Here is a 24,542-nt window from a genome sequence, read left to right on the forward strand (position 1 = left end):
GGGCGGGTGCATGTTCCTGTTCGCCGGAGGGGGAAACGCCATGAGCGAGCCTGATCTCTATCTGCTTGGGCGTGCCGGGCCTGAGGAAGAACGGTTAAAGCGGCAAATTGCCAATCTCGCGCCCGACTCCGATCAGCAGCTGGAGCGGATCGGCATCCGGCCCGGTGAACGCATCATCGATCTCGGTTGCGGCCCTGGCGGCGTGCTGCATCTGCTTGGCAAGCGCGTCGGCCCGACCGGCTCGGTGCTCGGCATCGAGCGCGACGCCCACTTCGTCGATCTCGCGCGCCGATTCGTTGCGAGCCATGCCTTGCCACAGGTCGAAGTGCACGAGGGCGACGCTTATGACAGCGGCCTGCCGCGCGGCTCCTTCGACGGCGCCCATATGCGGCTCGTGCTCGTCAACGTGCCGCAGCCGGAGCGCATCGTGCGCGAGATGGTCTCCCTGGTAAAACCGGGTGGCTGGATCGCCAGCTTCGAGGCCGATTTCCTCGCCCATATCTGCGACCCGCCGCTTGCCGCCTGGGATCGTCTTCTTGCCGCCTATGTCGCCTATTCGGCGGCGCGCGGCATCGATCTGCACATAGGACGCCGCGCCCATCGGCTGTTCCGCGAGGCCGGCGTCGAGGCGCTCAGCACGGATGCCATCGTGCACGTCTATCCGCCCGGCCATGACCGCCGGCCGATCCTGCGTGATTTCATCGCCAATGTCCGCGAGGGCCTGGTCGGCGAAGGTTTTGTCGGCCGCGCCGAACTCGATGCCGATCTGCAGGCGCTGGACCGGCATCTGGCCGATCCTTCGGTCCTCGTCACCTCGCATCTGTTCTTCCGGGTGATCGGCCGTGTCCCCAGCGCGCGTCCCACGCCGCATGGCCAGTCAGTTTGCCGATAGGGCCGGAATAGGTGGCTGCTTTGGCCCGCAAGCGCAGAGCGGCTACGCGTCCGCGCCTGCACCGTGGGAGGCAACGGCAACGGCCCGCCGATGCGCGAGACGCTCGCCGACGATGATCGTCACTCCCGCGATAAAGATCAGGCCGGCGCCGGCAAAGACGTTGGTGGCCGGAATATCGCCCCAGATCAGGAAGCCGAGGCCGAAGGCCCAGACGAGCGAGGTGTATTCGAACGGCGCGATCACCGAGATCGGCGCCCGACGCATGCCCTCGAACAGCGCATATTGCGCGATGCCGGCGATGACACCGGTGCCCGCCATCAGCGCAACGTCGAACAGCGCAGGCGGCGTCCAGTAGAAGCCGACGGCAAGGCCGGTCATCGCGATGAAGAAGACGTTGGAGATCGTCATCTGCGTCAGCGTCGTCTCTTCCAGCGCCGTCTTGCGCAGCATGACCGTGCCGATCGCCCAGAAGACGGCGGCCATCAGCGCCAGGAAAACCGGCAGCGAGAGTTTCATGCCCGTTCCGAGCGGATCGCAGGCAATCAGCACCCCGACGAAACCGAGAAACACTGCGAACCAGCGGATCGGCGGCACGTCTTCCTTCAGGATCGGGACGGCCAGCAGGGTCACCACGATCGGCGCGGCGTAATAGAGCGTCGTCATTTCGGCGAGGCCGAGATCGCGAGCTGCGTTGAAATAGGAAAGCCAGGCGGCCAGCAGCAACAGGTTGCGCACGAACAGCGGCTTGACGACGGGCGAGGAGATCGCGCGGCGCACGAGCTTGCCCCGTCCGATCACCAGGCAAAGCAGGAGAATGGTGATGCTGCGGGTAAACAGGATCTGCCAGACGGAGTAGCCGACCACCAGCCATTTGACCGACGCATCCTGCAACGAGAACAGGAAATAGGAAAACGTCGTCATCACGATGCCGGAAAGCACAGTCTTGTTCATGGAAAGCCCCGAAGGCAGCCGGGAGAGCAGGCGGCAGCGCCCGTCTGATAGCGCGCCACCGTTGCGTGTGGAAGAGGTGCCGGCCGTCGGCGCTGTGGCGAAATCTTGGAGTAGCGCCACGGCAAAGCTTGATGGAGATCAAGACTGCCCACTTGCACCTCAGCTAGAAGACAGCAATATCCGTCGCCGAAACCGGAATCCTGATGATGCAGCCGCTCGCCTTCACCCTTGCCGCCCTCGTGCTGCTGGCAACACCCGGCCCGACCAACACGTTGCTGTGGCTTTCGGGAGCATCGGCCGGCTTCCGGCGCTCGACGCCGCTGCTTTTGGGCGAGCTCGGCGGTTATCTCGCGGTGATCATTCCAGCCGTGGCGCTGCTGGCGCCGTTTCTCGCGGCGCATCCGCAGATCGGCCTTGCGCTCCGGATCGTCGCGGCCTGCTGGGTCCTCTTCCTCGCCTACGCACTCTGGACCACCGGCGACGACAGCCGGACTTCGACCGAGATCACCATCCGGCATGTCTTCGTCACGACGCTTCTCAATCCCAAGGCACTCATCGTGGCGCTGGTGCTCTTGCCGCAGGCCGGCCTTGTCGCGACGATGCCCTGGATTGCCGGATTTTCGCTGCTCGTGGTTTTCGCCGGTTCGCTCTGGATCGGCGCCGGAGCCATGCTCGTACAACTCTCGCGTGGCGCACGCACGTCGCATCTGGCGCGCCGCGTTGCCGCAGTCTGCCTCGCCGCCTTTTCCTTCGGCATTGCAGGCAGCGCGCTTGCGGCGATGGCTTAAGGCGCGGCCGGCCCGTTTCCAGACGCGCCGCAATTTGCATCAGGCGGCTGCAGCCGTCTCGCCGAGTTCGGCGCCAAGGGCGGCGATCAACTCTTCCCAACCCTGGCGCCGATAGGCAACCTGGTCGAGACCGTCGAGGAAGGCTGCCTGCTCGGTGAAGACGATGCGCGCGCCGGTGCCGTGCGGCTGGATATCGACAGTTGCCACCGAAGCGGAGATCCGCCGCTCGTTCTCCGCCATGGTATAGGCCGAGATGATGCGCCGGTTTTCAACGATGTCGAGGTAGATGGTGTCGTTGTAGTAGAAGGTCTTGCCGTCTTTGCTGAAGCGGCCGCTCTCGCGCCCGCCGACGCGGAAGTCGTGGCTGTATTCGGCGACCGGCCAGCCGTCGGCCTTGACGAACCACCGATCATGCGCTGCCGGGTCGGCAAAGGCCCGAAAGACCTGTTCGGGCGTCGCCTTGAAAACCCGCTCGATGGTGAAGCTCGCATGTTCCACGGAATTGGCACTCATGATCTTCTCCTCTTCGATCCGCTGCTGAGGGTCCGGCGCGGACGCTCCACCGCCCATGTTCGAACCAAACCCACTCTGCAACTGCTTTCATATTAAAAGCAGTTGCAAGGTAACCTCACTGATGCGACAATGCAAGCAGTTTTAAAGAGGTCTCAATGAAAGACGATTACCGCTCAGGCTGCCCGATCAATCTCTCGCTAGAGGTCTTCGGCGACAAATGGAGCCTGCTGATCATCCGCGACATGATCTTCGGGGCGAAAAGGCACTTCCGCGAACTGCTGCGATCGCAGGAAGGCATCTCCTCGAACATTCTGGCGGACCGTCTGAAGATGCTGGTCGAACAGGGCATGCTGACCAAGACGGACGACCCGACGCACAAGCAGAAGGCCATCTACAGCCTCACCGAGATGACCATCGCACTGGTGCCGATCATGGCGCATCTGGGCGCCTGGGGGCGGCGCTACCTGCCGGTCAGCGAAGAGCTCAGCATCAGGGCCGAGCTGATGGAAACCGGCGGTCCGGACCTCTGGAACCGCTTCATGGACGAGCTTCGATACGAGCATCTCGGCCTGCCCCTGGACGGCCCGCCGCGCGTGCGCGCCACCCTGCAGGCAGCCTATGAGGATGTCGTCGCCAGGAAGGCCAGGGAAAGCGCGGTCGCCTGAGGACTACAACCCAATCGCCGAAAGCATGACGAAGGTGGCGAACAGCAGACGTGCGGACTTCAGCGCCGCCAACAAATGACCCCTCGCCGGCCAAACTCAAGCAACGGCAAGGACTATAGAAGCAGCCCGCTGTATTTCAATCAGACCAATCAAGGACTATTTTCCTCCCTGTTCTTTACCATCCTGGCTGGCTTGGTTAATCTATTGACGAATAAAGGCATAGCGGCCGTCGCCCCCCTGCCCCGGAACAGACATTCATGCTGTCGCACGACACCATCTGGCACGCCATCGATACGCTGGCCGAGCGCCACCAGCTCTCGCCCTCCGGCCTTGCGCGCCGCGCCGGGCTCGACCCGACATCCTTCAACAAATCCAAGCGCCAGTCTGCCGACGGCCGGGAGCGCTGGCCGTCGACAGAATCGATCGCCAAGGTGCTGGATGCGACCGGCGCCACCGTCGACCAGTTCATGGCGCTGATGCGCCCGGATACGGCCCGAAGCGAACCCTACACGGGCGCCATACCGCTGATCGGCTTTGCCCAGGCCGGCGCCGGCGGCTTCTTCGACGACGGCGGGTTTCCGGCCGGCCAGGGCTGGGACGTCGTCGATTTCCCCGCGACAGCGGAGCGGCGCGCCGGCATCTATGCGCTCGAAATCCAGGGCGACAGCATGCTGCCGCTCTATCGTGATGGCGACGTGCTGATCGTCGACCCCGGCGCGCAGGTCCGGCGCGGCGACCGCGTCGTGGTCAAGACCCGTGAAGGCGAGGTCATGGCGAAAATCCTGATGCGGCATACTCCGCGCAACATCGAACTGCTATCGCTCAACCCGGAACATCCCAACCGGAGTTTCGAGATGAGCGAAGTCGAATGGATCGCCCGGATCATCTGGGCCAGCCAATAGGACATCTTTCCTGATGCGGCAGCAACTGGTCACCCTTGCAGGCGGGATTGCCGCCATAGCGCTCTATGCCGGCATCCTCTATGCCGGTGCGGCAACGATCCGCGACCGGGAAAGCGCCGCCGCGCCGGATTTCGTGCTGGAAACGCCCGACATGGGTGAGACGGAGTTTTCCGCAGAAGCCGAAGACGTGCCGTTCGACATGATCGCCCCCGACGCGAGCGACACGACGCCTGATGCAAGCGGCCAAGGCGAAAGCAGCTCAAGGTCGACCGAGACCACCGCCCGCGCGATCGAGCCGCGGCAGTTCGGCCTGCCCGACGAGGTGACGACGAAACCGCTCGAACGCATAGAACCACGATCGCCGCTTTCGGATGTAAACAAGGACAAGCCGAAGACGCCGACCGTCCTCCGGCAGCCGGTGGCGCTCGCCGCCGGACTCATCCGCTTCGACAAGATGACACTGCAGCTCGACGGCATCGAACCGGAAGCAGCGGAGCGCACCTGCGAAAGCGGCGGCAAGAGCTGGCCCTGCGGCATGGTCGCCCGGACGGCGTTCCGCAATTTCCTGCGCGCCCGTGCGGTCACTTGCGATGTTGCCGGGAACGGGACAAACGAGACCGTCACCGGACAGTGCACCGTCGGCGGACAGGATCCGGCCGCCTGGCTCGTTGCCAATGGCTGGGCGACGCCGCTGCCGGGCTCCGCGCTCGAAGTGCAAGGGGAGGCCGCGCGCAAGGCAAAGCTCGGCTTCTTTGGCGACGATCCGCGCGATTTTCGTCAGACACCGATGCCATTCGACGATCCGAGCGCCGCTGCAAGCATGGACGAAGCAGCGCCAGACTTGTAAGTAGCGGCGGAACTTCCCAGTTCTTCGCAAACACGTTCCGGAAAGCCCCGATGCCCCCAAACCTCAGCCAGCACGAAGCCCTTGTCTATGTCATGGTGATGATGTCGGCCGTCGACCGGGAGATGAGCGACGACGAGTTCGCACGTATCGGCAGGCTCGTGCAGTTTCTTCCCGCCTTCGAGGGCTTCGACGAGGACCAGCTTGTGTTGATCGGCCACGAATGCGCAGCCCAACTTGCCGCCCCTGAAGGCCTCGACATCGTGCTTGAGATCGTACGCGAGGCACTGCCCGAGCGGCTTCACGAAACGGCCTACGCGCTCGCAGTCGAGATTGCGGCTGCCGACCAGCGCATCCGCAACGAAGAAATCCGCTTCCTTCAGCTGCTGCGCGACCGGCTCGGTCTCGACAAGCTTACCTGCGCGGCGATCGAACGGGGTGCCCTCGCCCGCTTCCGCAAGTAGCGGCAGGCCGTCCAGTCGGCTCACGTGAACGTGTCTTGGCGTGGCGCTGCCAACGCGTGATATCGCTTCACGGAAACCGGCAGCGAGGCGTAGCAGATGCAGCTTTTCGGCGTGACCGAGCCCCTATGGCGCCTTGCGGCCTTTCTCTCGGTCTTTGCCGCCATAGCGGTACTCGAGCTTCTGCATCCGAGGCTGGAGCGGCCGGAACTGCAAAGGGCGCTGAAGGCGCGCCGCTGGTTTACCAACCTGTCGATCCTCGTGTTGTCCTCGCTTCTGTTGCGGCTGATCTTCCCGGCTGCTGCCACGGGCGCAGCACTTTGGGCCCAGGCGCAGGGATACGGCCTGCTGCCGGCATTGGGCGTTCCTTCGCTCTTCGCCGGCTTGATCGCCTTCATCGCGCTCGACTTTGCCATCTGGCTCGAACACGTCGCCTTCCACAAGTTCCCCATCCTATGGCGGGTGCACCGGGTTCATCATGCCGATCCGGGCGTCGACCTGACCACGGCGTTGCGATTTCATCCGCTGGAGATCGTCGTCTCGATGGTCTGGAAGATCGTGGTTATCGTCGCACTCGGGGCGCCGGCCGTCGCCGTTCTGCTGTTCGAGATCGTGCTCAACGCCGCTGCCATGTTCAACCATGCCAATCTGCGGCTGCCACTCCGCCTCGACCGGGCGCTGCGGCCGCTGATCGTCACGCCCGACATGCACCGCATCCACCACTCGACCGAGCGCTCGGAGACGGATTCGAACTACGGCTTCAACCTGGCGATCTGGGACCGGCTGTTTTCGACCTATACCGATCGACCACGACGGGGCGACGATGGGATCGAAACAGGGCTCTCCGCCTATGGCCGCAGCGAACCGACGAAGCTTCTGTGGTCGTTGCTTCTGCCGTTCCGGCGCAGCTGATTAAACATGTCGCGCAAAAGTGTGCAGCGGCCTTGCGACAACGACATGCGCGCCATAGAGCGTTTCCGCCTTAGACGAACTCGCAGAAACACTCTATCTCTTTGTTTTTACGCATTTCTTGACGGAAAACCGCTTCGCACTTTTCCTGGAAATGCTTTAGTAAATACCGTTCGGGAAATAGCGCAGGTAGATCTCGTCAAGCCGTCCGCTGCGCGAGAGCGCCAGCAAGGCATGGTCGATCGCCTGCGTCAGCGCCGGCTCGGCCTTGCGGTTCATGATCGTCAGGCCCTCGCCAAGAAAGCGTTGCGAGAAATAGGCGCCGTCGATAAGCGAGCAGCAGCCGGCAGCAGTGCTGCCGGACACCCAGAAGGAGAGCTGCATGCCGTCGGAAAAGACGGCCGCTATCTCGCCCTTTTGCAGGGCGGCGAGCATCTTATCGCGATCTGGAAAGACCTTGGCTTCCAGCTTGGGGAAGAAGGCCCTGAACATCACCTCATGCGTGGTGCCGGAAACAACGCCGACCGGCTTGCCCTTCAGGCCCGTGGGATCGGAGACGGCACCGGCCGTCTTCGTGTTGACGGCGAAGCGCGCCGGAAGCCGCATGAAGGGCCGGGAGAAGCCGAAGCGCTGGCGCAGCTCCGGGCTGACGGCGATGCCGGCGGCGATCGCCTCGCCCTGCCCCTCCTCCAGTGCCGGCAGCAGCTCGGCATAGGTCACCGCCTGGATCTGGCATTTGGCTTCGATATCGAGTTCGCGGCAGATCTCGCGCACCAGATCGACATGGAAGCCCGAAAGCTTGCCCGATTGGTCGATGAAGTTGAACGGCGGGAAATCCACCGTGGTCAGGAACCGCAGGCGGGCAAGGCCGGTCAGATCCGGCTTGGCAATGCGCTCGCGCGCATCGAACAGATTGGGCAGATCCTTGGGCTGGGCGGCAAGCGAGCCCGCCATCAGATACACGCACAGAGCCAGCAGTCGGTGGATTTTCATGGGCAATGGCCAGCGCGTCTCTTGGGTGTTGCGGCACGGCCTGTGCGGCCGCAGATGATTCATGGGTGACAGCAAGATTAGCCGGACGGAACCGGGCTGGCTACTGGCTTCGGAGCCCTACGTTTCGGACCGTCGCACTCAGGAGCGCCGGCTCAAAACCCGGTGGGTTGATCTCGAGGAAAAAAGTGGAGCGGGTGATCGGGATCGAACCGACGACATCAAGCTTGGGAAGCTGGCGTTCTACCACTGAACTACACCCGCAGCGCCTCGGAAACTTCCTCAACCGCATGCATCTGTCAAGGACCGTTGCGCCGCGTCGCCGCGCAACGGCACTTTTTCTGTTAGTTCGCGTGGAAATGCTTGGAGAGCTTGAGGCCCTGCGCCTGATAGTTGGAGCCGAGGCCGAGCCCGTAAAGCCCCTCCGGACGCTCCAGCATGTGCTCATAGACCAACCGGCCGACGATCTGGCCGTGCTCCAGGATGAAAGGAACCTCGTGGCTTCGCACTTCGAGCACCGCCCGACTGCCGCTGCCGCCGGCAGACGCATGGCCGAAGCCCGGGTCGAAGAAGCCGGCATAATGCACGCGGAATTCGCCGACCAACGGATCGAACGGCGTCATCTCGGCGGCGTAGAGCGGCGGAACGTGCACGGCTTCGCGCGACACGAGAATGTAGAACTCGTCGGGATCGAGGATCAGCTCGTCGCGCCCGCGGCTGTAGAGCGGCTCCCAGAAGTCGAACACGGCGTGCTGCGCCTTTTTGTCGACATCGACGACTGCGGTGTGATGCTTGCCGCGGTAGCCGATCAGCCCGTCCGGCCCGGTGCCCTTGAGATCGATCGAGAGCGCGATTCCGCCGCCGCTGACATTTGGCTTGTCGCTTGCAACCAGCACATCGCTTTCATGCAGTGCCAGCAGTTCCTGTTCGGAGAGCAGCGACTGGCCGATGCGGAAACGGATCTGCGACAGCCGCGAACCACGCCGCACGACGATCGGGAAGGTGCGAGGACTGATTTCGAGATAGAGCGGCCCGCGATATCCCGCCGGGATCTTGTCGAACTCCTGGGCGCGATCGGTGATGACGCGGGTGAAGATGTCGAGGCGGCCGGTGGAGCTTTTCGGGTTCGCCGAAGCCGACATGTTCTCCGGCAGGTCGAGGCTTTCCATCAGCGGCACGATGTAGACGCAGCCGGTCTCCAGCACGGCGCCGTCGGAGAGATCGACGACATGCAGTTTCAGTCGATCGAGCTTGTCGGCAACGAGATGCGCCGGGCCCGGCATGAAGCTCGCGCGCACGCGAAATGCCGTGGCGCCAAGGCGCAGATCGAGGCTTGCCGGCTGGATCTGATCGGCATCCAGCGCCTTTTCGCTTTTCAAGCGTCCGGTCGTGAACAGCGCGGCGATCGCGCGGTCGGCCAAAATCCCAGTCTCGCGGCCCATTTCGATCCTCTTTTCAGTTGCGAGACAAAACCAAACTCCAGGAATTGACGCAAGCGCACCCAAGCAGTATTGGAGCTTTATCCCGTGGTGATTTGGCCGGTCGGCTTGCAGCCACGTTAAACAAGTAGCTAAAAAGGCCGGGTATCAAACCGGCCCTTCACGCGGCCGGTTTTTTTTGTTTTTGAAGGTGACCGTCACATGAGCAAAAACTGGCGCCCGGCAACCCAACTCGTCCACGGCGGAACGACCCGCTCCCAGCATGGCGAGACGTCCGAGGCGATCTTCCTCACCCAGGGCTTCGTCTACGAGACATCCGAGGCGGCGGAAGCGCGCTTCAAGGGCGAGACCGAGGGCTTCATCTATGCCCGTTACGGCAGCCCCACCAACGACATGTTCGAAAAGCGCATGTGCATGCTGGAAGGCGCAGAAGATGCGCGCGCCACGGCATCGGGCATGGCCGCCGTCGCTTCCGCCATTCTATGCCAGCTGAAGGCCGGCGACCATATCGTCGCTGCCCGCGCCCTCTTCGGCTCCTGCCGCTGGGTGGTCGAAACGCTGGCCCCGAAATACGGGATCGAATGCACCCTGGTCGACGGCCGCGATCTCGCCAACTGGGAAAAGGCAATCCAGAAGAACACCAAGGTCTTCTTCCTGGAAAGCCCGACCAACCCGACGCTCGAAGTCATCGACATTGCCGGCGTATCCAAGCTCGCCAACCAGATCGGCGCCAAGGTGGTGGTCGACAACGTCTTCGCCACGCCGCTTTTCCAGAAGCCGCTGGAGCTCGGTGCACATATCGTCGTCTACTCCGCCACCAAACACATCGACGGCCAGGGCCGTTGCCTCGGCGGTGTGGTTCTGTCCGACAAGGACTGGATCAACGAGCACCTGCACGATTACTTCCGCCACACCGGTCCGGCGATGTCGCCGTTCAACGCCTGGACGCTGCTGAAGGGCATCGAGACCCTGCCGTTGCGCGTCAAGCAGCAGACGGAGAACGCGCGCCGCGTCGCCGACTTCCTAGCCGAGCAGCCGCAGGTCGCCAAGGTGATCTACCCCGGCCGCAAGGATCACCCGCAGGCAGACATCATCGCCAAGCAGATGAGCGGCGGATCGACACTCGTCGCCTTCGAACTCAAGGGTGGCAAGGACGCGGCCTTCGCGCTGCAGAACGCACTGCAGATCGCCCGCATCTCCAACAATCTCGGCGATTCCAAGAGCCTGATCACGCATCCGGCAACGACGACGCACAAGAACCTGACGGACGAGGCCCGCGACGAGCTCGGTATTTCGGCCGGCACCGTGCGTTTCTCCGCCGGCATCGAGGACGGCGACGACATCGTCGAGGACTTCGCCCGCGCGCTGAAGGCCGTCAAGGCCTGAGATCAAACAAGTACGGCCGCCCCGAGATCGGTGGCGGCCGCTACGGCGCGTCGCGAAATTGCATCCGCGCAAGAACGATGCGCGACAGCGCCGTATAGAGGCAGACGAGCGCAAACAGCGCCGCCAGCACCGGAAACCACGTCGGGAACAGGCAGAAGGCCAGGAAGACGACAATCGTCTCCGTCGCCTCCGCGAGCCCAGTGGTGAAGTAAAGCGATTTTGCCCCCCGCACATCCGTCGTCATCGATCGCTTCTCGGCCATAACGGCATAGGCGAGGAAACTCGATCCATTGACGTAGAACGAGAAGAGCAGCAGTCCGCCGGCAAGACCATTGGCCTGCGGATCGGCGACGATGAAGCCGAGCGGGATGGCGCCGTAGAAGACGAAGTCGAGCACGATGTCGAGGAAACCGCCGAAATCGGTCTTGCGTGTCGCTCGCGCCACCGCGCCGTCGAGACCATCGCAAAGCCGACTGACAACGATGACGGCGGCCGCTGCAAGATAATATTGCCCGGCAATCAGGAGGGCGGCAACGAGGCCGAGCGCGAGGCCGGTCATCGTGACTGCATTGGCGCTGACACCTCTTTGGGCGAGCGCCGCACCCAGCCGATCCAGCCTCGGACCCAGGCGTTTTCTCACCGCGCCATCAAGCATAGGCCTCGCCTTCCCGCATCTTGGTCGCGGACGCCTGCAATCCTGCCGTTATTCTTGACGAAACCATATTGCTGTAGAATACCCTGAAAGACTTGAAACAAGGTGTTGCCCATGTATCGCGCGCTCACTCGCGACATAGAAGTTACGGTGGAGCCGTACTATCTGGAAGAGCAATCTGACCCGGATGACAGCCGCTACGTCTGGGGCTACCGCATCGTCATCTCCAACCATTCTGCCGAGACGGTTCGGCTGATGACGCGCTACTGGCACATCACCGACGAGAACGGTCAGGTGGATGAGGTCAGCGGCCCCGGCGTCATCGGCGAGCAGCCGTTGCTGAACCCGGGCGACACCTACGAATACTCCTCCGGATGCCCGCTGGATACGCCGTCGGGCGTGATGTTCGGCCACTACAGCATGGAATCGGAAGGCGGGGAAACCTTCAAAGTGGCCATCCCCGCCTTCTCGCTCGATTCACCAGGGCTCGTTCGAACCCTGAATTGACACATCCTACTGCTGACGGACTTCGCTTGCCTCGAAGCGATAGGTGGTCGAGCAGAACTCGCACGTCACCTTGATCAAGCCGTCCTCGATCGTGCTCTCGATATCGTCGGCATGCAGCCCGGTCAGCACCGAACGGATCTTTTCGCGCGAGCAGCTGCAGCGATCATAGACCGCCTGTGGCTGGTAGACGCGAACGCCGCGCTCGTGGAACAGCCGATAGAGCAGGCGTTCCGTGCCGACCATGGGGTCGGTCAGTTCGTCGGCATCGATCGTCTCGACCATGACCTTGGCTTCCGCCCAGAGATCATCCTCGTCGAAGAGGTCCTCGTTGTCGTCGCCGTCGTCGTCGCCACCCGAGAGATCCGGCTGACGCATGCGCTCCGGCGCATCCGGCAGGAACTGCGCGACCATGCCGCCGGCACGCCAGCGATGGCGGGGCTTGCCGTTCTCATCGCGGTCAAGCAGTTCGGCGACGCCAAGCCGTACCTTGGTCGGGATCTGTTCCGACTGGCGGAAGTAGACGCCGGCGATTTCCTCGAGCGTGGCGCCATCGAGCGCAACGATGCCCTGATAGCGCTGGGTATGGGCGCCCTGATCGATGGTGAAGGCGAGAACGCCCTTGCCGAGCAGCTCGTGCGATTGCGTGCGTCCGTCCTTCAGAGCTTCAGCCAACGCCTCCTCATTGAAGCGGGCATAGGCGCGCACCCGATCGGGCGTGGCAAAGTCGGCAACCACGAGATCGACCGGACCGTCGCCCTTCGTCTGAACGATAAGCTTGCCTTCGAACTTCAGCGACGTGCCGAGCAACACGGTCAGCACGACGGTCTCGGCAACGAGCCGAGCGACCGGAAGCGGATAGTTGTGGCGCTCAAGGATTGCATCGAGCATCGGGCCGAGCTGAACGGCACGGCCACGCACGTCGAGGCCTTCCACCTGGAAGGGCACGACATGGTCGTCACCGGCAAAATCGAATTCGCCAAGTCCTGGTGCCATCTCTGTCATCTGCTGCTCCTTACGTCACTAAAGCGCGTCGCGATCGCCAGGATTCGCGGACTGCGCTTTAAGTTTTTGTTCTTGCGCATGTCGCTATCGCAAAACCGCTGCGCACTTTTCCGCGACATGCTCTGGAGAAGGCCGCGCAGAGGACATAAACATCCCCCGGCGCGGCCTGCCCGTTACCCTATTTGATCCCGCCAGAAACGGATTTGTCCAGCAGGCATGTGCCGTTTTGCCGGCCACCCATGCGCTGCCTGTCGCCAGGTTACGTCCGTTGTTTCCACCCCGGAACGTCCCGCATGCGGCCTAAATCGGGTCGCATGCAGGTAATTTCAATAGGCAGACGCGCCGATCAGACGAGCCCCATGCACCAGGCGATGATCGACTTCTGCGCATGCAGCCTGTTTTCGGCCTCGTCGAACACCACCGACTGCGGGCCGTCGATGACCTCGTCGGTCACTTCCTCGCCGCGGTGCGCCGGCAGGCAGTGCATGAACAGCGCGTCCGGCGACGCGTGCTTCATCAATGCTTCGTTGACCTGGAACGGCTGGAAGACATTGTGGCCGCGGGCGCGATGCTCCTGGTTCATGGAGATCCAGGTGTCGGTGACGACGCAATGGGCACCGGCAACGGCCTGTTCGGCCTCATGGCAAAGCAGGATCTCGCCGCCATTGTTGCGCGCCCAGTTGAGGATCTTGTCATGCGGCTCGGAGCCGAGCGGCACCGCCATGTTCATGCGGTAGCCGAAACGGGCCGAGCCCTCGATCAGCGAGTGAAGCACGTTGTTGCCGTCACCGGTCCAGGCGATGGTCTTGCCCTTCACCGGCCCGCGGTGTTCCTCGAAGGTCATGATATCAGCCATGATCTGGCAGGGATGGGTGTCGTCTGTCAGGCCGTTGATAACAGGCACCGTCGCGTGTTCGGCCAACTCGAGAAGGCGGCGATGGTCGGTGGTGCGGATCATGATCGCGTCCACATAGCGCGACAGCACCTTGGCGGTGTCGCCGATGGTCTCTGCGCGACCGAGCTGCATCTCGGTGCCCGAGAGGAACAGGGTTTCGCCGCCGAGCTGGCGCATGCCGACATCGAAGGAGACGCGCGTACGGGTGGAGGGCTTTTCGAAGATCATCGCCAGCATCTTGCCGGCGAGCGGCTTCTCGGCAGTTCCGGCCTTGGTTGCCGTCTTTCGCACGCGTGCATCGTCGATGATCGTGCGCAGATCCGCCGCCGTCATGGCCGAAAGATCGATGAAGTGTCTTGTGCCTGCCATCGTACTCAATTCCTGTCCTCAGAATGGCCCCTGACGCACGACCGGTGTCGAAGAGCACAATAGACGCTTCGACACCTCAGGTGCGCGCATGGACCCATGGGAAAATCGCTGCCGATCTCCGGGTTCAAAAACTACGCTGCGGCGGTGCCGCTGCTGCTTCTCACGGCTTCGGCCGCGCGCTCGATCCGCGCCAGGCCTTCGCGTGCTTCCGCGGCGGTCACCGTCAGCGGCGGCCGCAGGCGCCGCCCGGTCTCCCCGGCGGGGACGGCCAACAGCTTCTCCGCGCGGATCGCCTTCAGCAGATCGGCCGAAGGGCCTTTCGCCTTGATGCCGAGCATCAGCCCGTCGCCGCGGATGTCCTCGATCACATCGGGAAAACGGTCCTTCAGCGAGGCGAGTCCCTGGCGGAAGACCAGTGCAACGTCGCGCACCTGCTCCAGGAAGCCGTCGGCCAGGATGACGTCGAGCACGGCGTTGCCGACCGCCATGGCGAGCGGGTTGCCGCCGTAGGTGGAACCATGCGTACCGGCGACCATGCTGGCCGCCGCCTCTTCGGTCGCAAGGCAGGCGCCGAGCGGGAAGCCACCGCCGATCCCCTTGGCGACAGCCATGATATCGGGACGGATGCCGGCCCATTCATAGGCGAAGAGCTTGCCGGTGCGGCCGACGCCGGACTGGACCTCGTCGAGGATCAGCAGCAGGCCGAACTCGTCGCAAAGCGCGCGCAGTTCCTGCATGAACTCCTTGGTGACCGGGCGGATGCCGCCCTCGCCCTGGATCGGCTCGATCAGGATCGCCGCCGTCTCGTCGGTGATCGCATCCTTGACCGCCGCGATGTCGCCGAACGGAACCTGGTAGAAACCCGGAGCCTTCGGGCCGAAGCCTTCGATGTACTTCTGCTGACCGCCGGCGGCGATGGTCGCGATCGTGCGCCCATGGAAGGCGCCCTCGAAGGTGATGACGTGGAATTTTTCCGGATTACCCCTGGCATAGTGGTAGCGGCGGGCGGTCTTGATCGCGCATTCGAGCGCTTCGGCGCCCGAGTTGGTGAAGAACACGCGGTCGGCGAAAGTGACGGCCGTCAGCCGGCGCGCCAGGCTCTCCTGGCCGGGGACCTCATAGAGGTTGGACAGGTGCCAGACCTTCTCGGCCTGCGCCTTCAACGCTTCGACCAGATGCGGATGCGCATGGCCAAGCGAGTTGACGGCGACGCCGGCGGCGAAGTCCAGATAGCGCGAACCGTCTTCGGCGATCAGCCAGACGCCCTCTCCTCGCTCGAAACGCAACGGCGCACGCATGTAGGTGTCGTAAAGCGGCGTGGTTGCAGTCATGGCGAGCCTCTCCTTCATTGCTATCGGCATCGATCCGAGCGCGTGTCGAGCCCGGCAAAAAATTAAAAATGCCGCCTTGCGGCGGCGCAGGCACTATTCCTATTTCGCAGCGCAATGTCAACAAAACCAAGCTGTGCAGTGCGGTCGGACGGGTCTGTTCCATGCGACGAAAAAATCGCGCGGCGGGGCTTGCAAAAATGCAACGCCCACCGAGCAAGTTGGGGAAAACCAAGAAATCGATTCGGCGTGATTCCCGGGACTCTTGCCACGGAGTCCGCCCGTCAGTAGGTTAATGTTCAATTACTAGACGCATGCGGCGGACCTAGTCACCAAAAGTGTTATCGCGTTGCAGCTCCGGAGCTCCTCCGGAGCGTGGTGAGAGATTCTGCCATCGCCAACGCTGAGAACGGAGAGTGCAGAAATGAACTGGACTGACGAGCGGGTGGAAAAACTGAAGAAGCTTTGGTCCGAGGGCCTGAGCGCGAGCCAGATCGCGGCACAGCTCGGCGGCGTCAGCCGCAATGCGGTCATCGGCAAGGTTCACCGGCTGAGCCTGCCCGGCAGGGCCAAGGCTGGCGGAACCACCGCCGCGACCCGGCCGAAGCAGCGCCCGGCAACGTCGGCGCCGCGCGCTCCGAACTATGCGTCGCGCGTCACGACCCGCACGGTCACCCGTTCGGCCGGCGCGACCGTGCTCAAGGAGGAGGTCGAAGTCGATCTCGTTGCCGAACAGGATTTTCACGTTCGGACGGATGTGGTCGTGCCGATGTCGCGCCGCCTGGAGCTGACGCAATTGACCGAGCGCACCTGCAAGTGGCCGATCGGCGACCCGCTGAAGGAAGAGTTCCACTTCTGCGGCAACGACTCCCCGGAAGCTTCGCCCTATTGCAGCTTCCATGCACGGCTTGCTTACCAGCCTTCCGCCGAGCGCCGCCGCGCTCGCTAAGACATGTCGCGCAAAAGTGCGCAGCGGTTTTGCGATAACGGCATGCGCAAAAACAAGAGCGTAAAGCGCAATAAGCGAATCCTAGAGATCGCGACGCGCTTTGCGACTACCGAAAACAACGCATGAAAAAGGGGCCACACGGCCCCTTTTTTAGTGACTGATTGAATGGCTCAGCTTTCGAGCGAGTACCCGGCACCGCGAACAGTGCGAATGACATCCGGCATGCTCGAGAAGTTCAGCGCCTTGCGAAGGCGACCGACATGCACATCGACCGTGCGTTCGTCGACATAGATATCGTGGCCCCAGACGCCATCCAGAAGCTGCGACCGCGAGAAGACCCGACCCGGGGAAGACATCAGGAATTCGAGCAGACGGAATTCCGTCGGGCCGAGACGGACCTCGCGGGTGCGGCGATGGACGCGATGGGTCTCGCGGTCGAGTTCGATATCGCCGCAGCGAAGCAGCGTCGAGAGAACCTCGGGCTTGGCGCGCCGCAGCATCGCCTTGACGCGGGCCATCAGCTCCGGCGTCGAGAACGGCTTGACGACATAGTCGTCAGCGCCGGTGGCAAGGCCACGAACCCGCTCGCTCTCCTCGCCGCGCGCCGTCAGCATGATGATCGGCAGGCGCTCGGTTTCCGGGCGCTGGCGCAGCCGGCGGCAAAGTTCGATACCGGACACCCCCGGCAGCATCCAGTCGAGGATCAGCAGATCCGGCAGGCGCTCCTGCAGGCGGATCTCGGCCTCGTCCCCGCGCAGGATCGTATCGACATCGAACCCTTCGGCTTCGAGGTTATAACGCAGCAGGACACTCAGCGCCTCTTCGTCTTCGACAACGGCGATTTTCGGCAACATCAGGTAACGTCTCCTTACCCAGAGCGTCTCGCGTTCGGTCGAACGGGCAGAGATGCTCGAACATATAGCATCTGGAGCACTCCGCGCGCTTTCAAAGGCACGCGCGAAAACGGATAACTTCAGACGCAACAAAGCAGGGCCGCAACCAAGGCTGCGACCGGAGCAGGTTCATAAGCAGTCACTCGAACGAGTTTGGGTTTAGTCCTTCACGGCACCCAGCGTCGACGTATTGTCATCCTTCGGACGCTCGCCTTCCGGCTGCGCGCCCGTCGCCATGTAATAGATCGTCTCGGCGATGTTGGTGGCATGGTCGCCGATGCGCTCGATGTTCTTGGCGCAGAACAGAAGATGCGTGCAGGGCGTGATGTTGCGCGGATCTTCCATCATGTAGGTGAGCAGTTCGCGGAACAGCGAGGTGTAGATCGCATCGATCTCCTCGTCGCGCTCGCGAATGCTGTTGGCCTTCTCCGGCGAGCGGGAGGCGTAGACGTCGAGGACTTCCTTGAGCTGGACGAGCGCGAGTTCGGCCAGGTGCTCGAGACCGCGTGCCAGCTTGCGCGGGATGCCGGAGCCGGCAACGGCAATGACGCGCTTGGCGTTGTTCTTGCCGAGGTCGCCGACGCGTTCCAGATCGGACGCAATGCGGATCGAACCCATGATCTCGCGGAGGTCGGCGGCGACCGGCTGACGCTTGGCGATGGTGATGATCGCCTTTTCGCCGATCTGACGTTCGGCTTCATCGAGGATGGTGTCGTCGGAGATCACCTTCTGCGCCAATGCGAGGTCGGAATTGACCAGCGCGCGGACGGATTCGCCCACCATCTGCTCGGCCAGACCGCCCATCTCGGAGATGCGGCGCGTGAGATATTTCAGTTCTTCGTCGTAGGCGGACATTATGTGCATGGACATAGTCTTCGATCCTTGCGGGCGCGTTCAGGAAACAGGGTGACGAGGCGCTTCGGCCATCAACCGAAGCGGCCCATGATGTAGTCCTGGGTGCGCTGGTCATCCGGATTGGTGAACATTTTGTCGGTGTCGTTCTCCTCGACGAGATTGCCGAGGTGGAACATGGCGGTGCGCTGCGATACACGCGCCGCCTGCTGCATCGAGTGCGTGACTATGACGATCGTGAAGTTGGTGCGCAGCTCGTGGATCAGCTCCTCGACCTTGGCGGTCGCGATCGGATCGAGCGCCGAACAGGGCTCGTCCATCAGAATCACTTCCGGGCTGACGGCAACGGCACGCGCGATGCAGAGGCGCTGCTGCTGGCCGCCCGAAAGGCCGGTGCCCGGCTCATGTAGGCGGTCCTTCACCTCGTTCCACAAACCAGCCTTGTGCAGGCTGGTCTCGACGACTTCGTCGAACTCGGCCTTGGTGCGGGCAAGGCCGTGGATGCGCGGGCCGTAGGCGACGTTGTCGAAGATCGACTTCGGGAACGGGTTCGGCTTCTGGAACACCATGCCGACGCGGGCACGCAGTTCCACGACGTCGATCGCCGGATCGTAGATATCGTCTTCATCGAGCGTGATCTTGCCGGTGACGCGGCAGTTCTCGATGGTGTCGTTCATGCGGTTCAGCGTGCGCAGGAAGGTCGACTTGCCGCAGCCCGAAGGACCGATCAGAGCCGTAACCGTGTTCTCGCGGATGTTGAGGTTGACGTCGAAAAGCGCCCGCTTCTCGCCGTAGTAGACCGACACATCCTTGCCGATCATCTTGTAGGGCACGGTGTTCATTTTCTGATCCAAGGCTTTCTCGACTGCTGCTTCTGACATGATGTTCATAGTAATTACCTCACTACCAACGGCGCTCAAAGCGACGTCGCAACAGAATGGCGCCAAGGTTCATGACGACGAGGAAGATGAGAAGGATGATGATCGCGCCGGAGGTGCGCTCGACGAAGGCGCGTTCCGCCTCGTTGGCCCACATGTAGATCTGCACCGGCAGTGCGGTCGACGGCTCCATCGGCGAGCCGGGGTAGTCGACGACGAAGGCGACCATGCCGATCAACAGGAGCGGCGCGGTTTCGCCAAGCGCATGGGCGAGGCCGATGATCGTTCCGGTCAGAATGCCCGGCATCGCCAGCGGCAGCACGTGGTGGAAGATGGTCTGCATCTTCGACGCACCGAGACCGAGCGCTGCCGAGCGGATGGACGGCGGGACCGCCTTCAACGCGGCGCGGGTGGCGATGATGATCGTCGGCAGGGTCATCAGTGTCAGCACCAGGCCGCCGACGACGGCAGCCGAGCGCGGCATGCCGGCAAAGTTGATGAACACGGCCAGACCCAGGAGACCGTAGACGATCGACGGGACGGCGGCGAGGTTGTTGATGTTGACTTCGATCAGGTCGGTCAGCCTGTTCTTCGGCGCGAACTCTTCGAGATAGATCGAAGCGGCAACACCGATCGGCAGCGACAAGACAAGCACGATCAGCATCATGAACAGCGAGCCGAGGGCGGCAACGCCAACGCCTGCCGCTTCAGGGCGGCTCGAGGCGCCGAAGGTGAAGATGCCGGTGTTGAAGCTCTTCTTCAGGACGCCGGCACTTGCCAGCTCGTTCATCCAGGTGACCTGCTGGTCCTTGACCTTGCGCTTGCTCTCCTCGACGTTCAGGTCGATCTGACCCTTGAACGCGGAGTCGACATTGGCTTCGGCGAGCAATGTCACCGGAATGGTTTTGCCGATAACCGACGGGTCGGCGACGACGATATCGCGCAACAGCGTGCGGGAGCTTGCCGACACCATGTCGGTGGCCTGCTTGACCTGCGGACGCTTGCTCGCATCGATGCCGAGCTGCTTGATCAGCGCCTCACGCACCAGCAGCGGATAGTTGGCGGTCATCAGCACCTTGCCATCGGTCGCGCGCTCACCCTTGGGGTCGATGACCTTCTCGGTGAATTCGATCGGCAGCGTGATCGTCGTCTGCTGGAACGCGGTGTAGCCGTTGGAGACCACCGTCCACAGCAACAGAGCGAGGAAGAACAGGCCGAGGCTGATGGCGCCGATGCCATAGGCACGGAACCGGCGCTCGGCTGCGTAGCGGCGCTTGATGCCGATATCGCGCGTTGCGGATGCGGGACGGGCGGAGATCCGGACGGTCGGGGAAGCGATGTCGGTCATTCGTACTGTTCCCGATATTTGCGCACGATGTAGAGCGCGTAAATGTTGAGGCCGAGCGTGATGACGAAGAGCGTGATGCCGAGTGCGAAGGCAACCAGCGTCTGCGGCGAGGTGAACTCAAGGTCGCCCGTCAACTGGTTGACGATCTTCACCGTCACCGTGGTCATCGGCTCAAAGGGATTGATTTGCATGCGGGCCGCGACACCGGCGGCAAGCACCACGATCATCGTTTCGCCGACGGCGCGCGAGGCGGTCAAAAGCAGGGCGCCAACGATGCCCGGAAGTGCTGCGGGAAGGATGACCTTCTTGACCGTTTCAGAGCGGGTGGCACCGAGACCGAGCGAGCCATCGCGCAGCGCCCGCGGCACCTGGGTGATGATGTCGTCGGAAAGCGAGGACACGAACGGGATCAGCATGATGCCCATGACGATGCCGGCGGTCACGACGCTCTGCGCCTGGATGAAGTTCTGATAGTTGCCGGTAACGAGACCGTTCAACTGGGCAGAGATATCGCGCAGGAACGGGCCGACGGTCACGAGTGCGAAGAAACCGTAGACGATGGTCGGAATGCCGGCGAGCACTTCGAGCAAGGGCTTTGCCGTCGAACGCAGGCGTGGGCTCGCATATTCCGCCATGTAGATGGCTGCGAACAGACCGATCGGCACCGCAAAGAGCATGGCGACGAAAGCGATGTAGAGCGTGCCGGCGAGAAGCGGGATCAGGCCGAACTGGCCGGACGCACCGCCGCTGCCGGCGGCAGCAAACCGTGGATCCCAGACCGTGCCGAAGAAGAACTCGAAGGGCGAAACCATCGTGAAGAAGCGGCCAGCTTCCGACAGCATCGAAGCGACGATGCCGACCGTCGTCAGGATGGCGATCGAGGAAGCGACGATGAGCGAGCCGAGCATGACGCGCTCAACCTGATTGCGGGCACGGAAGCGGGTGGCGATGTTGCGGATGGCGTAAACGCCGCCGGCAATGGCGATCAGCAGCACGACCGCACTCATCAGCCAGCGGTTGGTGGCGTTCATCGCATTGAAATGCTGGGCAGCGGTGATCATGTAGGGTTCGCCCTCGCCGGCAAGGGCAACGCCCTTGGCCGCAAGCGTGGAGCGAAGATTGGCCGAGCCGCTTTCAAGCGCCGAAATCTCTTCGGTCGTCAGCCGCTTCAGGCCGCCGGCGACTGACTTGACCTGGCCAAGCGCCAGTTCGACGGTCGCGCCGCCCTGCGTCTGCACCGCCTCAGGCAAGGTCGCCCGGGTGCTGGAATCGATATACATCGGCGCCGCAACGAGCCATGCGCCGAGCACGAGCGCGGCCGGAAGGATCGCCCAGATGGCAACATAGCTGCCGTGATAGCCGGGCAAGGAATGCAGGTTGGAGAGCTTGCCGTTGGCCTGCGCGAGCGAGCGCGCGCGGCCTGCAAAGTAAGAAATAAAACCAATTAAAACAATGAGCAAAAGAAGAAGCGAAGTACTCATCGGCACGTCTCCGCGGCGGGGCGCTCAATGCGCTGCCGGCAGTTCGGATGGAGGCGTGCCCCGGCGCGAAAATGTCGCGCCGGGGCTTGTCAGTATCAGAGCATGTTGCCGGCGGCGAAAGCCTTGCGAACTTCTTCGCGCTCGGCGTCCGGAGCGGCGACGAGGCCGTATTCGGCAAGCGGGCTTTCCGGGCCGATCATCTGATCGTCGAGGAAGAACTCAACATATTCCTTGAGGCCCGGGATAACGCCGAGGTGTGCCTTCTTGACGTAGAAGTACAGCGGGCGCGAAACCGGGTATTCGCCGGAAGCGATCGTTTCGGTCGACGGAACGATCCCGTTGACGGTGGCGACCTTCAGCTTGTCGGCGTTGTTTTCGTAGAAGGACAGGCCGAATACGCCGATGCCGTTCTTGTTGGCAGCGATACGGGCCAGCGTTTCGGTGTAGTCGCCGTCGATGTCGACAGCCAGGCCGTCCTTGCGGACCGCGACGCACTTGCTGTGCTGCTGCTTTTCATCGGCAACGGCAGCCTTGATGACGTCAACGGCGCCAGCGTTCTTGCAGCCTGCGGCCAGGATCTTCTCTTCGAAGACTTCGCGCGTGCCGTGCTTTTCGCCCGGGATGAAGGCGGCGATGTCGGCGTCCGGCAGAGCGGAGTTGACTTCAGACCACTTCTTGTAGGGGTTGGCGACGAGCTTGCCGTCGACGACGATTTCGGCAGCCAGACCCTTGTAGAGGTCTTCCGGCTTCAGGGCGAGGTCGGCATTGCCGGCGTCGGTTGCGAAGACGATGCCGTCGTAGCCGATCTTGATTTCCTGAATTTCGGTGACGCCGGCGGCCTTGCAGGCTTCGACTTCGCTGTCCTTGATCTTGCGCGAGGAGTTGGCGACGTCGATGGTGTCAGGGCCGACGCCCTTGCAGAATTCCTTCAGACCGGCCGAGGAGCCGCCGGATTCGACGACCGGCGTCTTGAAGTCCGGGAAGGTTTCGCCGAACGTCTCGGCGACGATCTTGGCGTAGGGAAGAACGGTCGAGGAGCCGGCGACCTGAACCTGATCGCGCGCGGCAGCCACGCCAGCGAATGCGGCGGATGCGACGAGCGCCGCAACAGTGAGTTTAAGAGCTTTCATAAAAGTTCTCCCGGAATGGGCTTGTGTTGAGTGCGCCAAGCGTTGCAGCGCTCTTCGCCGTTTGATCGGCTGCCCCTAACTAGCCGCCGATAGCCACACCTTTTATGTCAGTTTCGCGAAACATTTATGACAGCTCATGTCATTGAAAATAATAATGAAAAATGAACAGAGCGGATTTATCCCGGGCCAATATGTCAAAAACGCACGGTAAACACCGTGCCCTTGCCCAGCTCGGAGTGGATCAAGAGCCGCGCGCGGTGACGGGTCAGGATGTGCTTGACGATCGCAAGGCCGAGACCGGTGCCCTTTTTCGAGCGGCTGGCCTCCACATTGACGCGGTAAAACCGCTCAGTGATGCGCGGCACATGCTCGGCCGGAATGCCGGGGCCGTAATCTCTGACCACGACCTCGGCCTGCCCGCCCTCGCCGCCGGAAAGCTCGACATCGACCTTCTTGCCTTCCTGGCCGTATTTGCAGGCGTTCTCGATCAGGTTCTCGAAGACCTCGGTCAGCTCGTCGCGGTCCCCCTGAACCACGACAGGGGTATCCGGCATCGTCAGCGTGATCGTCACGTCGAGATCGCTCGCAAGCGGTGCAAGACTGTCGCGGACATGACCGAGAAGCGGGCGCAGATCGATCGTATCGTCGGGTGCGATGTGCGATTTCAGCTCGAGGCGCGACAACGACAGCAGGTCGTCGACAAGGCGGCTCATGCGCGTTGCCTGCTCATGCATGATGCCGAAGAACTTCTCCTGCGCCTTCATGTCGTTGCGCGCCGGCCCTTGCATGGTCTCGATGAAGCCGCGCAGCGAAGCCAGCGGCGTGCGCAGCTCGTGGCTGGCATTGGCGACAAAGTCCGATCGCATGCGATCGATGCGGCGGGCCTGCGAAATATCGCGGTAGGTCAACAGGAAAACCCGGCGCCACGGGCCCTCGCCACCGATTTCGGCCGGCGCCACTCGGACCACGTAGACGGCATCGGACGGCAGGCGCTCGGTATGTTCGATCTGGTTGATCTTGCCGGTCGCTATCGTCTCGCGGACCATGTCGAGAATGCCGGGCGAGCGGACGCGGGCGGCGAGATAGCTGTTGGGCGGGATGGTGCCGAAGGCCTTTTCGGCAGCGATGTTCTGGAAGACAACGGTTTCATCGACCGCCACCACCAGCACCGGCATGTCGAGCGCGTTCAGGGCGGGGATCAGCGCATCGCTGGCCGTGCCCGTCACCGCCGTCACCTTTGTCGGCTTCGTCGCCTTCGGCAGCGCCGAAGGCGTGCTGCGATTGAGCAGGGCTGCGGCAAGCACGATCCAGAACGGTAGCACGACGAGGAAATGAATGCCGGCAACGGTGGCAAGTGCTGCGAGCAGCGCCGTCAGGCCCAGGAGCCAACGCTCCGCCTTCAGTCGCGGCACGAGCGCCCGCCAGAACGCTTTGGAACCGTCCAGCACCATATCCTCATGAATCACTTTGTCTTCCTCCCGGCCTCAAATGGTCGAGAGATAGCGACCCTTCATGACA

At 62.7% G+C, this 24,542-nt stretch carries 26 protein-coding genes, 1 tRNA gene and 1 riboswitch; of the genes, 11 read left to right on the forward strand and 16 right to left on the reverse strand.

All coding sequences use genetic code 11. From position 1 onward, the window contains the following. The first annotated feature begins 40 nt into the window (after positions 1–40). On the forward strand, positions 41–892 hold the full coding sequence (locus AC244_RS10510) for a methyltransferase domain-containing protein (RefSeq protein WP_053248774.1): 852 nt from the start codon (positions 41–43) through the stop codon (positions 890–892). A 42-nt stretch (positions 893–934) separates the two neighbouring features. On the opposite strand, the gene AC244_RS10515 is transcribed toward AC244_RS10510, so the two are convergent. Further along, positions 935–1,843, reverse strand: a complete 909-nt coding sequence (locus tag AC244_RS10515; RefSeq protein ID WP_053248775.1) for a DMT family transporter — start codon at positions 1,841–1,843, stop codon at positions 935–937. 203 nt (positions 1,844–2,046) lie between these two features. Between AC244_RS10515 and AC244_RS10520 the strand changes: the two genes are divergently transcribed. Next, positions 2,047–2,631 carry a LysE family translocator gene (locus AC244_RS10520; protein WP_234716914.1) on the forward strand — a complete coding sequence of 195 codons (585 nt, stop codon included), beginning with the start codon at positions 2,047–2,049 and terminating at the stop codon, positions 2,629–2,631. Between the two features lie 39 nt (positions 2,632–2,670). Here the strand turns inward: AC244_RS10520 and AC244_RS10525 are convergent, their stop codons facing one another. After that, positions 2,671–3,144, reverse strand: a complete 474-nt coding sequence (locus AC244_RS10525; RefSeq protein ID WP_053248939.1) for an SRPBCC family protein — start codon at positions 3,142–3,144, stop codon at positions 2,671–2,673. 155 nt (positions 3,145–3,299) lie between these two features. Between AC244_RS10525 and AC244_RS10530 the strand changes: the two genes are divergently transcribed. The 5 genes from AC244_RS10530 (at position 3,300) to AC244_RS10550 (ending at position 6,928) form a co-directional block, all read left to right on the forward strand. Further along, positions 3,300–3,809 carry a winged helix-turn-helix transcriptional regulator gene (locus AC244_RS10530; protein WP_053248776.1) on the forward strand — a complete coding sequence of 170 codons (510 nt, stop codon included), beginning with the start codon at positions 3,300–3,302 and terminating at the stop codon, positions 3,807–3,809. Between the two features lie 257 nt (positions 3,810–4,066). After that, positions 4,067–4,711 carry a helix-turn-helix transcriptional regulator gene (locus AC244_RS10535; protein WP_053248777.1) on the forward strand — a complete coding sequence of 215 codons (645 nt, stop codon included), beginning with the start codon at positions 4,067–4,069 and terminating at the stop codon, positions 4,709–4,711. 13 nt (positions 4,712–4,724) lie between these two features. Then, a complete protein-coding gene (locus tag AC244_RS10540) occupies positions 4,725–5,558 on the forward strand; it encodes a thermonuclease family protein (RefSeq protein WP_053248778.1) in 834 nt (277 codons plus the stop codon). A gap of 50 nt (positions 5,559–5,608) precedes the next feature. Beyond that, positions 5,609–6,019 carry a tellurite resistance TerB family protein gene (locus AC244_RS10545; RefSeq protein WP_053248779.1) on the forward strand — a complete coding sequence of 137 codons (411 nt, stop codon included), beginning with the start codon at positions 5,609–5,611 and terminating at the stop codon, positions 6,017–6,019. A 96-nt stretch (positions 6,020–6,115) separates the two neighbouring features. Further along, positions 6,116–6,928, forward strand: coding sequence for a sterol desaturase family protein (locus AC244_RS10550; RefSeq protein ID WP_053248780.1), 813 nt, complete (start codon positions 6,116–6,118; stop codon positions 6,926–6,928). Between the two features lie 156 nt (positions 6,929–7,084). Here AC244_RS10550 and AC244_RS10555 read toward each other — a convergent pair whose 3' ends face one another. The 3 genes from AC244_RS10555 to AC244_RS10565 all read right to left on the reverse strand — a co-directional run bounded on the left by AC244_RS10555 (position 7,085) and on the right by AC244_RS10565 (position 9,357). After that, entirely contained in the window at positions 7,085–7,918 is an 834-nt protein-coding gene (locus tag AC244_RS10555; protein ID WP_053248781.1) for a transporter substrate-binding domain-containing protein, read from the reverse strand. A gap of 186 nt (positions 7,919–8,104) precedes the next feature. Then, positions 8,105–8,179: transfer RNA gene (locus AC244_RS10560), tRNA-Gly, on the reverse strand. A gap of 80 nt (positions 8,180–8,259) precedes the next feature. Further along, a complete protein-coding gene (locus AC244_RS10565; RefSeq protein ID WP_053248782.1) occupies positions 8,260–9,357 on the reverse strand; it encodes a 2'-deoxycytidine 5'-triphosphate deaminase in 1,098 nt (365 codons plus the stop codon). Between the two features lie 74 nt (positions 9,358–9,431). Further along, positions 9,432–9,510: riboswitch (SAM riboswitch) on the forward strand. Positions 9,511–9,555: 45 nt separating this feature from the next. Here AC244_RS10565 and AC244_RS10570 point away from each other — a divergent pair. Further along, entirely contained in the window at positions 9,556–10,740 is a 1,185-nt protein-coding gene (locus AC244_RS10570) for an O-succinylhomoserine sulfhydrylase (RefSeq protein WP_053248783.1), read from the forward strand. A 40-nt stretch (positions 10,741–10,780) separates the two neighbouring features. On the opposite strand, the gene AC244_RS10575 is transcribed toward AC244_RS10570, so the two are convergent. Continuing rightward, positions 10,781–11,395, reverse strand: a complete 615-nt coding sequence (locus tag AC244_RS10575; protein WP_053248784.1) for a CDP-alcohol phosphatidyltransferase family protein — start codon at positions 11,393–11,395, stop codon at positions 10,781–10,783. A gap of 111 nt (positions 11,396–11,506) precedes the next feature. On the opposite strand from AC244_RS10575, the gene apaG reads away from it, so the two are divergent. After that, positions 11,507–11,899, forward strand: coding sequence for a Co2+/Mg2+ efflux protein ApaG (apaG, locus tag AC244_RS10580; RefSeq protein ID WP_053248785.1), 393 nt, complete (start codon positions 11,507–11,509; stop codon positions 11,897–11,899). A 6-nt stretch (positions 11,900–11,905) separates the two neighbouring features. Here the strand turns inward: apaG and AC244_RS10585 are convergent, their stop codons facing one another. The 3 genes from AC244_RS10585 to AC244_RS10595 form a co-directional block, all read right to left on the reverse strand. Beyond that, positions 11,906–12,901 carry an Hsp33 family molecular chaperone gene (locus tag AC244_RS10585; protein WP_053248786.1) on the reverse strand — a complete coding sequence of 332 codons (996 nt, stop codon included), beginning with the start codon at positions 12,899–12,901 and terminating at the stop codon, positions 11,906–11,908. 346 nt (positions 12,902–13,247) lie between these two features. Further along, positions 13,248–14,165, reverse strand: a complete 918-nt coding sequence (gene argF / locus AC244_RS10590) for an ornithine carbamoyltransferase (RefSeq protein ID WP_053248787.1) — start codon at positions 14,163–14,165, stop codon at positions 13,248–13,250. Positions 14,166–14,296: 131 nt separating this feature from the next. Then, a complete protein-coding gene (locus AC244_RS10595) occupies positions 14,297–15,496 on the reverse strand; it encodes an aspartate aminotransferase family protein (protein WP_053248788.1) in 1,200 nt (399 codons plus the stop codon). Between AC244_RS10595 and AC244_RS36350 the strand changes: the two genes are divergently transcribed. After that, positions 15,495–15,746 (forward strand): hypothetical protein, encoded by a 252-nt coding sequence (locus AC244_RS36350; protein ID WP_152975909.1) that lies wholly within the window; start codon positions 15,495–15,497, stop codon positions 15,744–15,746. The genes AC244_RS10595 and AC244_RS36350 overlap by 2 nt on opposite strands. Positions 15,747–15,917: 171 nt before the next feature. Then, entirely contained in the window at positions 15,918–16,442 is a 525-nt protein-coding gene (locus AC244_RS10600; RefSeq protein ID WP_053248789.1) for a GcrA family cell cycle regulator, read from the forward strand. Positions 16,443–16,612: 170 nt separating this feature from the next. On the opposite strand, the gene phoB is transcribed toward AC244_RS10600, so the two are convergent. The 7 genes from phoB to phoR all read right to left on the reverse strand — a co-directional run bounded on the left by phoB (position 16,613) and on the right by phoR (position 24,475). Further along, on the reverse strand, positions 16,613–17,296 hold the full coding sequence (gene phoB / locus AC244_RS10605) for a phosphate regulon transcriptional regulator PhoB (protein ID WP_025425800.1): 684 nt from the start codon (positions 17,294–17,296) through the stop codon (positions 16,613–16,615). Positions 17,297–17,494: 198 nt separating this feature from the next. Next, positions 17,495–18,205: a phosphate signaling complex protein PhoU gene (gene phoU, locus AC244_RS10610; RefSeq protein WP_053248790.1), complete on the reverse strand. Its 711-nt coding sequence runs from the start codon at positions 18,203–18,205 to the stop codon at positions 17,495–17,497. Between the two features lie 56 nt (positions 18,206–18,261). Next, entirely contained in the window at positions 18,262–19,077 is an 816-nt protein-coding gene (gene pstB, locus AC244_RS10615) for a phosphate ABC transporter ATP-binding protein PstB (protein WP_053248791.1), read from the reverse strand. Positions 19,078–19,090: 13 nt separating this feature from the next. Then, entirely contained in the window at positions 19,091–20,413 is a 1,323-nt protein-coding gene (pstA, locus tag AC244_RS10620; protein WP_053248792.1) for a phosphate ABC transporter permease PstA, read from the reverse strand. After that, on the reverse strand, positions 20,410–21,894 hold the full coding sequence (pstC, locus tag AC244_RS10625) for a phosphate ABC transporter permease subunit PstC (RefSeq protein WP_053248793.1): 1,485 nt from the start codon (positions 21,892–21,894) through the stop codon (positions 20,410–20,412). The genes pstA and pstC overlap by 4 nt, the downstream gene beginning before the upstream one ends. Positions 21,895–21,989: 95 nt before the next feature. Continuing rightward, positions 21,990–23,024 carry a substrate-binding domain-containing protein gene (locus AC244_RS10630; protein WP_053248794.1) on the reverse strand — a complete coding sequence of 345 codons (1,035 nt, stop codon included), beginning with the start codon at positions 23,022–23,024 and terminating at the stop codon, positions 21,990–21,992. 194 nt (positions 23,025–23,218) lie between these two features. Continuing rightward, on the reverse strand, positions 23,219–24,475 hold the full coding sequence (phoR, locus tag AC244_RS10635) for a phosphate regulon sensor histidine kinase PhoR (RefSeq protein ID WP_152975916.1): 1,257 nt from the start codon (positions 24,473–24,475) through the stop codon (positions 23,219–23,221). Positions 24,476–24,542 lie beyond the last annotated feature (67 nt).

It is taken from the genome of Ensifer adhaerens, assembly GCF_001270265.1.
In the GTDB taxonomy this organism is placed as follows: Bacteria; Pseudomonadota; Alphaproteobacteria; order Rhizobiales; family Rhizobiaceae; genus Ensifer; species Ensifer adhaerens_B.

Excerpts from the sequence above, each read along its gene's own strand:
- AC244_RS10600 (WP_053248789.1), top strand. The coding sequence starts at position 15,918 with ATGAACTGGACTGACGAGCGGGTGGAAAAACTGAAGAAGCTTTGGTCC.
- AC244_RS10535 (WP_053248777.1), top strand. The coding sequence starts at position 4,067 with ATGCTGTCGCACGACACCATCTGGCACGCCATCGATACGCTGGCCGAG.
- AC244_RS10545 (WP_053248779.1), top strand. The coding sequence starts at position 5,609 with ATGCCCCCAAACCTCAGCCAGCACGAAGCCCTTGTCTATGTCATGGTG.
- AC244_RS10575 (WP_053248784.1), bottom strand. The coding sequence starts at position 11,395 with ATGCTTGATGGCGCGGTGAGAAAACGCCTGGGTCCGAGGCTGGATCGG.
- pstC (WP_053248793.1), bottom strand. The coding sequence starts at position 21,894 with ATGAGTACTTCGCTTCTTCTTTTGCTCATTGTTTTAATTGGTTTTATT.
- AC244_RS10540 (WP_053248778.1), top strand. The coding sequence starts at position 4,725 with ATGCGGCAGCAACTGGTCACCCTTGCAGGCGGGATTGCCGCCATAGCG.
- AC244_RS10595 (WP_053248788.1), bottom strand. The coding sequence starts at position 15,496 with ATGACTGCAACCACGCCGCTTTACGACACCTACATGCGTGCGCCGTTG.
- phoR (WP_152975916.1), bottom strand. The coding sequence starts at position 24,475 with ATGGTGCTGGACGGTTCCAAAGCGTTCTGGCGGGCGCTCGTGCCGCGA.
- AC244_RS10520 (WP_234716914.1), top strand. The coding sequence starts at position 2,047 with ATGATGCAGCCGCTCGCCTTCACCCTTGCCGCCCTCGTGCTGCTGGCA.
- AC244_RS10530 (WP_053248776.1), top strand. The coding sequence starts at position 3,300 with ATGAAAGACGATTACCGCTCAGGCTGCCCGATCAATCTCTCGCTAGAG.
- AC244_RS10510 (WP_053248774.1), top strand. The coding sequence starts at position 41 with ATGAGCGAGCCTGATCTCTATCTGCTTGGGCGTGCCGGGCCTGAGGAA.
- AC244_RS10525 (WP_053248939.1), bottom strand. The coding sequence starts at position 3,144 with ATGAGTGCCAATTCCGTGGAACATGCGAGCTTCACCATCGAGCGGGTT.
- apaG (WP_053248785.1), top strand. The coding sequence starts at position 11,507 with ATGTATCGCGCGCTCACTCGCGACATAGAAGTTACGGTGGAGCCGTAC.
- AC244_RS10570 (WP_053248783.1), top strand. The coding sequence starts at position 9,556 with ATGAGCAAAAACTGGCGCCCGGCAACCCAACTCGTCCACGGCGGAACG.
- AC244_RS10515 (WP_053248775.1), bottom strand. The coding sequence starts at position 1,843 with ATGAACAAGACTGTGCTTTCCGGCATCGTGATGACGACGTTTTCCTAT.
- phoU (WP_053248790.1), bottom strand. The coding sequence starts at position 18,205 with ATGTCCATGCACATAATGTCCGCCTACGACGAAGAACTGAAATATCTC.
- AC244_RS10585 (WP_053248786.1), bottom strand. The coding sequence starts at position 12,901 with ATGACAGAGATGGCACCAGGACTTGGCGAATTCGATTTTGCCGGTGAC.
- argF (WP_053248787.1), bottom strand. The coding sequence starts at position 14,165 with ATGGCAGGCACAAGACACTTCATCGATCTTTCGGCCATGACGGCGGCG.
- AC244_RS10555 (WP_053248781.1), bottom strand. The coding sequence starts at position 7,918 with ATGAAAATCCACCGACTGCTGGCTCTGTGCGTGTATCTGATGGCGGGC.
- pstB (WP_053248791.1), bottom strand. The coding sequence starts at position 19,077 with ATGAACATCATGTCAGAAGCAGCAGTCGAGAAAGCCTTGGATCAGAAA.
- phoB (WP_025425800.1), bottom strand. The coding sequence starts at position 17,296 with ATGTTGCCGAAAATCGCCGTTGTCGAAGACGAAGAGGCGCTGAGTGTC.
- AC244_RS10550 (WP_053248780.1), top strand. The coding sequence starts at position 6,116 with ATGCAGCTTTTCGGCGTGACCGAGCCCCTATGGCGCCTTGCGGCCTTT.
- pstA (WP_053248792.1), bottom strand. The coding sequence starts at position 20,413 with ATGACCGACATCGCTTCCCCGACCGTCCGGATCTCCGCCCGTCCCGCA.
- AC244_RS10565 (WP_053248782.1), bottom strand. The coding sequence starts at position 9,357 with ATGGGCCGCGAGACTGGGATTTTGGCCGACCGCGCGATCGCCGCGCTG.
- AC244_RS10630 (WP_053248794.1), bottom strand. The coding sequence starts at position 23,024 with ATGAAAGCTCTTAAACTCACTGTTGCGGCGCTCGTCGCATCCGCCGCA.
- AC244_RS36350 (WP_152975909.1), top strand. The coding sequence starts at position 15,495 with ATGGCGAGCCTCTCCTTCATTGCTATCGGCATCGATCCGAGCGCGTGT.